This window comes from Psychrobacter sp. (assembly GCF_036731945.1).
GTDB lineage: Bacteria > Pseudomonadota > Gammaproteobacteria > Pseudomonadales > Moraxellaceae > Psychrobacter.
In genome coordinates this window covers 3,994-13,746 of record NZ_DAINDI010000073.1, presented here as the reverse complement: position 1 = coordinate 13,746, position 9,753 = coordinate 3,994, and the positions used below count along the sequence as shown (strand labels likewise).

General features: G+C 45.2%; 7 protein-coding genes and 2 pseudogenes. 5 read left to right on the top strand and 4 right to left on the bottom strand.

Annotated elements, in window-relative coordinates; all coding sequences use genetic code 11:
- Positions 1–933: pseudogene (locus V7D75_RS12535) on the bottom strand (ATPase); the annotation flags it as partial.
- A gap of 282 nt (positions 934–1,215) precedes the next feature.
- On the opposite strand from V7D75_RS12535, the gene V7D75_RS12530 reads away from it, so the two are divergent.
- From V7D75_RS12530 to V7D75_RS12510, 5 genes are all read left to right on the top strand, one after another.
- Complete coding sequence (locus tag V7D75_RS12530; protein ID WP_333614818.1) at positions 1,216–1,926, top strand: FFLEELY motif protein; 711 nt, start codon at positions 1,216–1,218, stop codon at positions 1,924–1,926.
- Between the two features lie 412 nt (positions 1,927–2,338).
- Positions 2,339–3,187, top strand: a complete 849-nt coding sequence (ubiE, locus tag V7D75_RS12525; protein WP_369811322.1) for a bifunctional demethylmenaquinone methyltransferase/2-methoxy-6-polyprenyl-1,4-benzoquinol methylase UbiE — start codon at positions 2,339–2,341, stop codon at positions 3,185–3,187.
- 193 nt (positions 3,188–3,380) lie between these two features.
- Complete coding sequence (locus V7D75_RS12520) at positions 3,381–4,076, top strand: ubiquinone biosynthesis accessory factor UbiJ (RefSeq protein ID WP_333614817.1); 696 nt, start codon at positions 3,381–3,383, stop codon at positions 4,074–4,076.
- 90 nt (positions 4,077–4,166) lie between these two features.
- Positions 4,167–5,825 carry an ABC1 kinase family protein gene (locus V7D75_RS12515; RefSeq protein ID WP_333614816.1) on the top strand — a complete coding sequence of 553 codons (1,659 nt, stop codon included), beginning with the start codon at positions 4,167–4,169 and terminating at the stop codon, positions 5,823–5,825.
- 180 nt (positions 5,826–6,005) lie between these two features.
- Positions 6,006–7,442, top strand: a complete 1,437-nt coding sequence (locus tag V7D75_RS12510) for an FAD-binding oxidoreductase (RefSeq protein ID WP_333614815.1) — start codon at positions 6,006–6,008, stop codon at positions 7,440–7,442.
- A gap of 220 nt (positions 7,443–7,662) precedes the next feature.
- Here the strand turns inward: V7D75_RS12510 and ruvB are convergent, their stop codons facing one another.
- From ruvB to V7D75_RS12495, 3 genes and pseudogenes are all read right to left on the bottom strand, one after another.
- Positions 7,663–8,643: a Holliday junction branch migration DNA helicase RuvB gene (gene ruvB / locus V7D75_RS12505; protein WP_201589625.1), complete on the bottom strand. Its 981-nt coding sequence runs from the start codon at positions 8,641–8,643 to the stop codon at positions 7,663–7,665.
- Between the two features lie 204 nt (positions 8,644–8,847).
- Positions 8,848–9,468, bottom strand: coding sequence for a Holliday junction branch migration protein RuvA (ruvA, locus tag V7D75_RS12500; RefSeq protein WP_333614814.1), 621 nt, complete (start codon positions 9,466–9,468; stop codon positions 8,848–8,850).
- 104 nt (positions 9,469–9,572) lie between these two features.
- Positions 9,573–9,753, bottom strand: a pseudogene (locus V7D75_RS12495) (fructose-1,6-bisphosphate aldolase); the annotation flags it as partial.

Below are 9,753 nucleotides of genomic sequence, written 5' to 3'. Positions count from 1 at the left end.
ACTTTCTGCTTTACTACTTTCTGCTTTACTACTTTCTGCTTTACTACTTTCTGCTTTACTACTTTCTGCTTTACTGCTTGCTAGCGCGGTTTGCATCGCCTGCAATACTTCATGACAAAAATGAGTGGCAGCTTCTGATTTATCATCACCATTGATAATAACCCAGTCATTCTGCTGACGTAGCAAGGCTGTTGCCACCTCATTAAAAGTATCGACGACCTGTTTACTTTTCCAATCGATTTGATATAAAAACTCTGGATCAGCTTCATCGTCATTTAGACGCGCCTGCAAGGTTTCGATATCGACATGAAACCAGCATTTAAGCAGTTTGGTTTGGTTAGCAGCAAGGTCTTGTTCAAAGGCTTGTAGTTTGGTGAGTTCTTGCTTTAAATAGTCTTGCCATCGGCCAATAGGCAAGGCGTTATTTTTCAGCGTCTTATTATTCTTATCTTCACTTTTTTTCACCTTATCGTCATCATCTAAGGTCGCCATTCGCATGACGTTATAGAGCAAATCGGCATACCAGTTGCCAAAATACACCATCACATCGCCATGACGCGGCAGCGCTTTGGTATGCGCTTGCCATATCGGCTGATGCTCTAAAGGACAATCACCAATCGTTGCTTCAACCTTGAGTAAGCGCGGGTCTACCCATTGCCGCAGCTGGGTGACCGCGGTGCCCTTGCCCGCCTGCTCCATGCCGTTGACCAACACCAAAAGCCCAGTTGGTTTATTGATGGTCGGCGGTGTTTGCTGCCGCGTGGCGCGCAGGGCAAACTGGGCGGTGACTAATGCCAAGCGCAATGTATCTTTGTCCATAGCAAAGATATTTAACGGATTGGGCGTTAAACGCTGCTCAACGACTTGCTTACTAAACTGGTCACTTACTGCTTCTGGCGCTTGGCTTTCAGTCGATTTATTTTTTTTAATCATGTGCATACTCGCTTTATTATTAGATAATTTTTATACATCTCTTATTTATAATTTTTATAAGCTGTCTTATTTATACAGTGAATCATAGCATTGAGTAAATCTAGTAAATAACCCTGCTATGTAACAGTTTGGCATTTGTATTCTGTGGTATTTTCTTTTAAGGTGAACAAAATCTTGCGCGCATGCTTTAATAGCTGCCCACAAAGATAAGAATTTAGTATCATTTCCACTCTTTTATTAGCAATTTTATTGCCATTTTTACTTTTTATAGGATTACCTGCCATGTCTGCGTTAGCCAATTTACAACAGCACTTAAACCGTTTTTGGGCGCTGCCACACCATAAAGATGCTGCCTTAAATACCAAGCTCAAAGAAGTGCAAGCATGGCAACAAGCACGTATTAAGCGTACCCATAGCGCGCTGTTTGAACAACCAAAAAACAAACCGATGGCAGATTTTTTTTTAACCCAGCTATATGGTGGTGATGAATTTAAAGTATTGGCAGAGCAGTTAGATCGTATTCTCCCTAAAGCCAAAAAATTAGAGCGCCTTGCCAAAGAGGCTTCTTTAGAAGCGGGCAGCATGGGCATTCAAGCGTCTATCTTGGCGATTGAGCTGGATTTACATTTGGCCGAGTGGCTGGTTGCGCAAGATTTAGCAGTCAATGAAGAAAATATGCTTGCCGCTTACCGCGCAGTCGATGAGGCAGATGAGCGCCGCGTGCAGATTAACAATCTAAAAGAGGTCTGCTACCGTACCGATAAAGATTTGAATTCATTTATGCTCAAAAAAGCCTTTGGTCTCGCAAAAGGAACGGCTTATCGCCATAACTTCCAGCCGCTTTACGACTTTATCGATTCAGGCTTTAAAGCGATGAAACCGCTAAAAAGTGTCAGCAGCTTTATTGAACCGTTTTGTGAGCGCGAGCTTGATATTATTGACGAAGTTCATGACACCAATAATGGCGGTAAGCCAGCAGCGTTTGGTGTATGATAAGGTCAATAATGCCCATGGCTAACTGACCGTTATAGTGCTTAAATAGGGTTTAAACCGTATGCAATCAGTGTTTAAACCCTATGCAAATAACGCTTAAATACGCCATCATAAAAACAAATAATAGGATAATCGTATGACTGATAACTCAAATAACTACTCTAGCCAAGCCGATCAAACCCATACTGATAACCCTACTTCTCATGGACATCTGCAAGATAAATTGGTTAAAGACAGTATTGCTCATAATCAAAGCATCACCGCGCAAGTAAAAGCGCGTCAAAACCAAAGCGCTAGTACGACGCTGAATGCCAATGCTGCAGCCGATAGCAGCAATAATAATGACTTCACTCAAGTACAAGACTTACCAACCGGAACCCCACAAGGTCAACAAACGACTATGCCAAACACCATAAATAACAGCGCCAACCCTACTGCTACGCACGCACAAACGGCCAAACAAACGCTATTTAACCAACGTGATGACATCAATAATCCACATACGCCTGATACCGATGGTAATGAGCAAACACATTTTGGCTATAAAACGGTCAATAAAGCAGAAAAACAAGCGCGCGTTGCCGATGTTTTCACCTCAGTTGCGAAAAAATACGACATCATGAATGACTTAATGTCGTTTGGTATTCATCGCCTGTGGAAACGTTATGCGATTAGCTTATCGGGTGTACGCGCCGGCCAGCAGGTGCTCGATATCGCTGGTGGTACGGGTGATTTGGCCAAAGTATTTAGCCGTGAAGTCGGTCGTAACGGCCATGTGGTATTATCAGATATCAATGCAGCGATGCTAGAAGTTGGCCGCGAGCGCTTAATCAATGCCGGCTGTAATAACGTTGATTTCGTCTTAGCAAACGCTGAAACTTTGGCGCCTTTTGATGATGAAAGCTTTGATTTGGTGACTATCAGCTTTGGTTTGCGTAACGTCACAGACAAGGATGCGGCGCTAAAATCTATGTATCGCGTCCTCAAGCCAGGCGGTCGTTTATTGATTTTAGAATTCTCAAAACCTGTGTTTGAGCCATTATCGAAAGCTTATGATTTGTACTCATTTACGGCGTTGCCGATTATGGGTAAGTTGGTTGCTAATGACTCTGAGAGCTATCAATACTTGGCTGAATCGATTCGAATGCACCCTGATCAGCAGACGCTTAAGCAGATGATGCAGCAAGCAGGATTTGAGAATTGTGATTATCATAACTTGACCGCTGGTATCGTTGCGGTACATCGCGGTTTTAAAGCATAACTTTAGATCATAGTTTTAGAAAAGCACAGGTTTAGAAAAGAATAGCTTTAGCACTTTTCAAAAGCTGCTTAGATAAACACGCTTTTTATAATACAAAAACGTCTGTCGTTGAGCAGGCGTTTACATCGTTATAACAGCCAATATTGAAATATGCGCCGCGCTTATGGCGCTCAACCAAACATGTGAGGGCCTTATGCTGACTGTGTTACTTTTGGCGGGTGCCGAAAAGCTGATTAATATCGCTATTGCCAGCGATGAGATTACCAAAGCTGGACTAGCGCCGCTTGCGGGCAAAGTGCTACGTCTAAATATGGGCATGCCTGAGATTAATCTAGACGTTTTATTTACCGAAGAGCGTTTGCGCTTTGAGCCGGTTATGACTGAAAGTGTGTTTGAGACAAGTGGCAGTATGAATGAGCGCCAACATGCCAGCCTAGAGCGTTCGCGACTTGGCCATAGTCGACCAGATTGTACCATTACCGTTGATAATCCTGCGCAGCTGCTGAACCTGATGCGCGGTACCGAAGGCAACTTGCCTATTGCTGGTGACTACAAAGTTTTGATGCAACTCAAACAGCTGGTTGCAGGGTTTGATCCTGATGTCGCCGGCCAGCTTGAACCCTTTATTGGGAAACCGATGGCCAGTCAGCTGCATTTGCTGATATCACAACTAAAAGGTAGCTGGCGTCATAATGCCAAACGCGCCTTTAACGATGTCAGCGACTGGGCCAATGACGTAGCAGGTAATGTTACTCCTGACCCGATGGAAGCCGCCGAAGTCAATGATCTAAAGCAGCAGTTATTAAAACTGCGTGCGGATATCGAACGTGAAGAAGCCAAGCTTGCCGCTATCAAAGATGAGCAAGCACGTTTAACCAATCATAGATAATAATAAATAGAGTCTATGACGACCTAAACGCTAACTATGCGCCGTCATAGACTCTGCCCTATTTTCGACTTTTTAGAGTAACCCTATCTCATGCTACTATCCCATCGCGCCCGCTTGCTTGAACTTTGGCGTATTGCCGCCGCTTATCGTATTGATACCCATCTGTCTGTCGAAGAAGCGCCGCAGCTGCAACCGTTAGCGCGTTTAATCCGTTTGCATCCGGCGGCTTGGGGTAAAAAACATCAGCCTAATGCCATAAAGTATGCGCTTGAAGATATGGGTACTTTATTTTTAAAACTGGGCCAACTGCTCTCGACGCGCCGCGATTTGGTGCCGCCTGAGATTATCGAGCAATTGGTGCAGCTGCAAGACAAGGTCAAGCCTTTCGACTCTGACGTTGCCATTGCCCAAATCCAAGACCCAAAACATGGTTTGGGTCAATCTATCGCTACGCTATTTGCCCGCTTTGACGTTAAGCCGTTAGCAGCAGCCTCTATTGCTCAAGTACATACGGCCGCTTTGCATGATGGCCGTGAAGTGGTGGTAAAGGTCGTTCGCCCTGATATTCGCACCACTATCGTTGCTGACTTTGAACTATTACGTGAGCTTGCCAATTGGGCATCGGCGCGTATCGAAGCAGCGCGTGCCATCCATATCGTTGATATTGTCGAAGACTATCGCCAAGTCATGCTGAACGAATTGGATTTGACGTTAGAGGCAGACAATACCACGCAGATGCGCAACAACTTCTTAGGTTCAGCACTGATGTATGTGCCTGAAGTCTATGACGCTGCCAAAAACGTCATGGTCATGGAGCGTATTCAAGGCGTTCCTATCTCACAAGTTGAGGTGTTTGATAAGCTTGGTTATGACCGTGCGACACTAGCAGAAAAAGGCTTAACGATATTTTTTACCCAAGTGTTTCGCGATAACTTTTTTCATGCCGATATGCATCCGGGTAATGTCTTTGTAGAAACGCCGCCAGTTAAAATACTCGCGGCAGATATGACAGCGGTTGACTTGGGTCATGAGCCGCGCTATATCGGGCTTGATTGTGCCATTATGGGTACGCTGTCAAAAGACGACCAACTTATTGTCGCGCGTATGCTGTTGGCGGTGATGAATAATAACTTTACGGCGATGGTTGATATCGTCAGCCGTGCTGGGTGGATACCGCCCAATACCGATAAGCATGCCTTGATGCGCGATATGAAACGCACGGTTGGTCCAATGCTGCAAAAATCCATTAACGATATCGACTTTGCTGGTGTGTTGATGCAAATTTTGGATATCGCCCGTCGCCACCATATGAGTATCCCGCCACAACTTATGCTGCTACTGAAAACTTTGGTGCATGTCGAAGGACTTGGTCGCGACTTATATCCTGAGCTTGATATTTGGTCACTCGCCAAGCCTATTTTAAGTGGCTGGATTAAAGAGCAGCTCGATCCGATGCGTAATTTGCAACATCTGCGTCAGCAGTTGCCAGAGATTTTATTATCAACGACTGATATTCCTAAGCTACTAGACCAAGGTTTACAAAGCCTTGCCTCACAAGGCTCGCGCCAAGACAGTCAGCTACGAGAGATACAACAAATTCGCGCCGACATGCTAAACGACCGTCGCCGTGATTGGCTAGCGCTGTCAGGTTTTGCCGTGTTTATTGCCATCGCCACGCAAGTCGGTTGGTTTGCGCCTATTTTTTACCTATTGGCTATTATCGTCGTTATTTGGCGGGTTTTAGCTTAGGCTATTAATTTTTGACGAAAAAGTATCCGTTAATTATTATCAAAAAATCCCACTTGAATAAGCTCTAATGCATTTTAATTGCCCTTTAACGACAATTAAAATGCATTAGAGCTTAACTTTTTATCTTATTTAGCATGTCGTTTACCCAGTAAATATACGTCTTATATGGAGAATTTACCTATGTCGACCATATCATCTATATCGCCTTCCAATTCTCATGATTTAATCAAAAAAGATCATAGTGACGCGATTGCCGCTTTGCAAACACGCTTTGGCAAACAACTTAGTACCAATACCACAATACGTGAGCAGCATGGTCATACCATGACCTGGCTTGCCAATCAGCCACCCGACGCGGTATTGACCGTGCAGGATAAACACGAAGTCGCTGCAGCCGTCGAGATTTGCAATCAGTATCAGATGCCAGTCATTGCCTTTGGTATTGGCTCATCTTTAGAGGGTCAATTGAACGCGCCCTATGGCGGTTTATGTATCGATATGCATGCCATGGATGCGATATTACAGGTTAATAATGAAGATTTGACGGTAACGGTACAACCTGGGGTCACGCGCGAGCAGCTCAACCATTATTTACGCAATACTGGCTTGTTTTTTCCGATAGATCCTGGTGCCAATGCCAGTATCGGCGGCATGGTCGCCACTCGTGCTTCGGGCACCAATGCCGTTCGTTATGGTACCATGAAAGATGTGGTACTCGCCCTTGAAGTGGTGACCGCGAGCGGAGATATTGTGCGCACAGGCACACGTGCCAAAAAATCTGCCGCTGGTTATGACTTGACGCGCTTAATGATAGGCTCTGAGGGGACACTTGGTATCGTCACCGAGGTTACGCTTAAACTATTTGGTATTAGCGAGTGTATTGGTAGTGGTATTTGTCATTTCCCAACAATTGAGGATGCTTGTCAGGCAGTGATGTTGACTATTCAAATGTGCTTGCCAATTGCCCGTATCGAGCTGCTCGACGCGATGCAAATCAAAGCTTGTAACCAATATGCCAATTTAAATTTAACAGAAACGCCTACGCTATTTGTAGAATTCCATGGCACAGAAGCCAGCGTCGCCGAGCAAGCGCAAATCTTTACCGATATCATCGAAGAGTTCGGCGGTACAGATTTTGCTTGGGATACCAACGAAGCCGAGCGTAAACGGCTTTGGCAAGCACGCCATAACGCCTATCACGCCAGCTCTGCCCTACGACCTGAGGCAAGCGCTTTATCAACTGATGCCTGCGTGCCCATTTCACGCTTAGCAGAATGCGTCAGCGCTACGGCAAAAGACATCGAAGCGTCAGGCATGATTGGACCTATCGTCGGTCACGTCGGCGATGGTAATTTTCATGTTTTATTATTGGTCGATACCAACAACCCTGAAGAAGTCGCTACCGCTGACGGTATTATCAGCCGCCTTGCCAGTCGCGCGATAGAGATGGATGGTACCTGTACCGGCGAGCACGGTATTGGGCAAGGCAAACAAAAATATATGCAGCAAGAGCATGGTAATGCCCTAGTGCTGATGCAAGCGATTAAATCTGCCCTTGATCCCAAAAATATCCTGAATCCTGGGAAGATATGGCCTGAAGCTTTACCTAAAGCTTAATTTTAAAAAACTGCAGTATGAAAAAGCATTTACCTTTAATTGTGCGATTAAAGGTAAACGCTTTTATAGTTTTAATATGGTTCATTTATTTTGAAATAAATGCGTGGCTGCAGGTATGAGTTTTTCAAAGCCTCTGGAATGAAGCACACAGCAAGCGAAGAAAACTGATACCTGCACAATTCTATTAAAGACACGCTTCGTGCGTTTCGAACTGACTATCCTACAACATCTGGTCAATCGCCATCTGCGTCAATACCCGACCACGCGCCGTACGCAGCACATAACCTTGCTGTATTAAATATGGCTCAATCACATCTTCAAGCGTACCGCGATCTTCGGCCATCGCTGCTGCTATTGCTTCAACGCCTGCTGGGCCACCATCAAAACGCTCGTGTAATATTTCGATATAACGTCTATCTAAATGATCAAGCCCGCGTCTATCTACGGCGAGCATATCAAGCGCACTACCCGCTATCGCGCCATTGATACTACCATCACCTTTGACCTGCGCATAATCACGCACACGGCGTAATAGCCGATTGGCAATCCTTGGCGTTCCGCGCGAACGGCGCGCAATCTCTACCGCGCCATCTTCGCTCATCGGTACCCGCATCAAACGTGCCGCACGGCTAACAATCGTTGTCAGATCAGCGATATTATAAAACTCTAAGCGCTGCACAATCCCAAAACGATCTCGCAGTGGCGAGGTCAGTAGTCCTGCGCGCGTAGTTGCTGCCACTAAAGTAAACGGCGGTAAATCCAGCTTGATAGAACGCGCCGCCGGACCTTCGCCAATCATAATATCGAGCTGAAAATCTTCCATTGCTGGATAAAGAATTTCTTCAATGACCGGACTTAGACGATGAATCTCATCGATAAAGAGCACATCGCCCGCTTCTAAATTGGTCAGCATGGCGGCCAAATCCCCAGCGCGTTCAAGTACAGGCCCTGAGGTAGAACGCAGATTGCCACCCATTTCACGGGCAATGATATTGGCAAGTGTGGTTTTACCAAGCCCCGGCGGACCAAAAATCAAGGTATGATCTAATGCCTCGTCGCGACCGCGTGCCGCGCCAATAAACACTTCCATCTGTTCACGCACCACCGGCTGACCGATATATTCAGCCAATAATGCTGGTCGAATATTAGAGTCAGGCGCATCACCTGCCCCTTCTAACGGATTAATCAAACGATCTTGCATCATAGGTTTTATCATTTTATTAAAATCATTATTTTTAAAAGACTAAATCATAAACAGCATAACCAAACGCTGCGCATAAGTCATGCAAAACATCATAAAGCAGGTAGTCAATAAAACACAGCCCAAAACGAAAATAAGCGACAATCAATGTCGCTTATCTGTTTAAAATTAAGATGTACTGTTGCTACTCGTAGGTTAAAATGATTAAAAGCCAGAGAGCTGTTGCAGAGTGGCTTTTAATAAGCTTTGCGTATCGGCAAAGGTGACGCCATTACTTTTCGCTGCTTTAATCGCTTGCTGCGCTTCTCGTTCTTTATAACCTAAGCTAATCAGCGCGCCCTCGACCTCAGCGATGATACTGCCTTCAGCAGACATAGGCGCAGGCTGAAGCGCAAATTCTAAACTGCTATTATCAACCTCGATATTTTTCAGCTTATCTTTTAGCTCAATCAATAAACGCTGTGCGGTCTTTTTACCGATACCGGGGATGCGCGTTAATGCCGTCTCAGACTCTTGCTCGACGTGCATTTTTAGCTCAGCCGCTGACATCGCAGACAGCATCGCCAGCGCCATTTTTGCCCCAACGCCATTGATTTTAATCAATTGGCGAAAAACATCGCGCTCTTTACGATCGATAAAACCAAAAAGCAGCTGCGCATCTTCACGCACGTGAAAATGCGTCCAAATGCTCGCCTGCTCGTTGAGACGCAACTGACAAAATGATGGCAGCGGCAGCTCTATATCGTAGCCTACGCCAGAGGCAGTCATGATACAGGCAGTTGGTGCCATCAAATACTGCACCTGCCCCGTAATCAATCCAATCATTATCCACCACCTTTTATAAGATTTGACTATAAAAACTGCTTATAGAACTTGCGTTAAAAATAAGCGGCTATTATGGCTCAATGAGCTTGCTTTGCTAACCAAGCTTATTTATAAAAATCGACCATACCTTCAAGGCTGATTGGACGAATTTTATGCGCCTGACCCGCTGAACCAAAGGCTTCAAAACGATTGGTACAGATATCTGACATCGCAACCATAGAGGCTTTAAAATATTTACGGGGATCAAATTCGCTAGGATTTTCTGCCAAGAATTTACGGATCGCG

Coding starts and splice junctions, on each gene's coding strand:
- V7D75_RS12530 (WP_333614818.1), top strand. CDS start 1,216: ATGTCTGCGTTAGCCAATTTACAACAGCACTTAAACCGTTTTTGGGCG.
- V7D75_RS12520 (WP_333614817.1), top strand. CDS start 3,381: ATGCTGACTGTGTTACTTTTGGCGGGTGCCGAAAAGCTGATTAATATC.
- V7D75_RS12515 (WP_333614816.1), top strand. CDS start 4,167: ATGCTACTATCCCATCGCGCCCGCTTGCTTGAACTTTGGCGTATTGCC.
- V7D75_RS12510 (WP_333614815.1), top strand. CDS start 6,006: ATGTCGACCATATCATCTATATCGCCTTCCAATTCTCATGATTTAATC.
- ruvB (WP_201589625.1), bottom strand. CDS start 8,643: ATGCAAGATCGTTTGATTAATCCGTTAGAAGGGGCAGGTGATGCGCCT.
- ruvA (WP_333614814.1), bottom strand. CDS start 9,468: ATGATTGGATTGATTACGGGGCAGGTGCAGTATTTGATGGCACCAACT.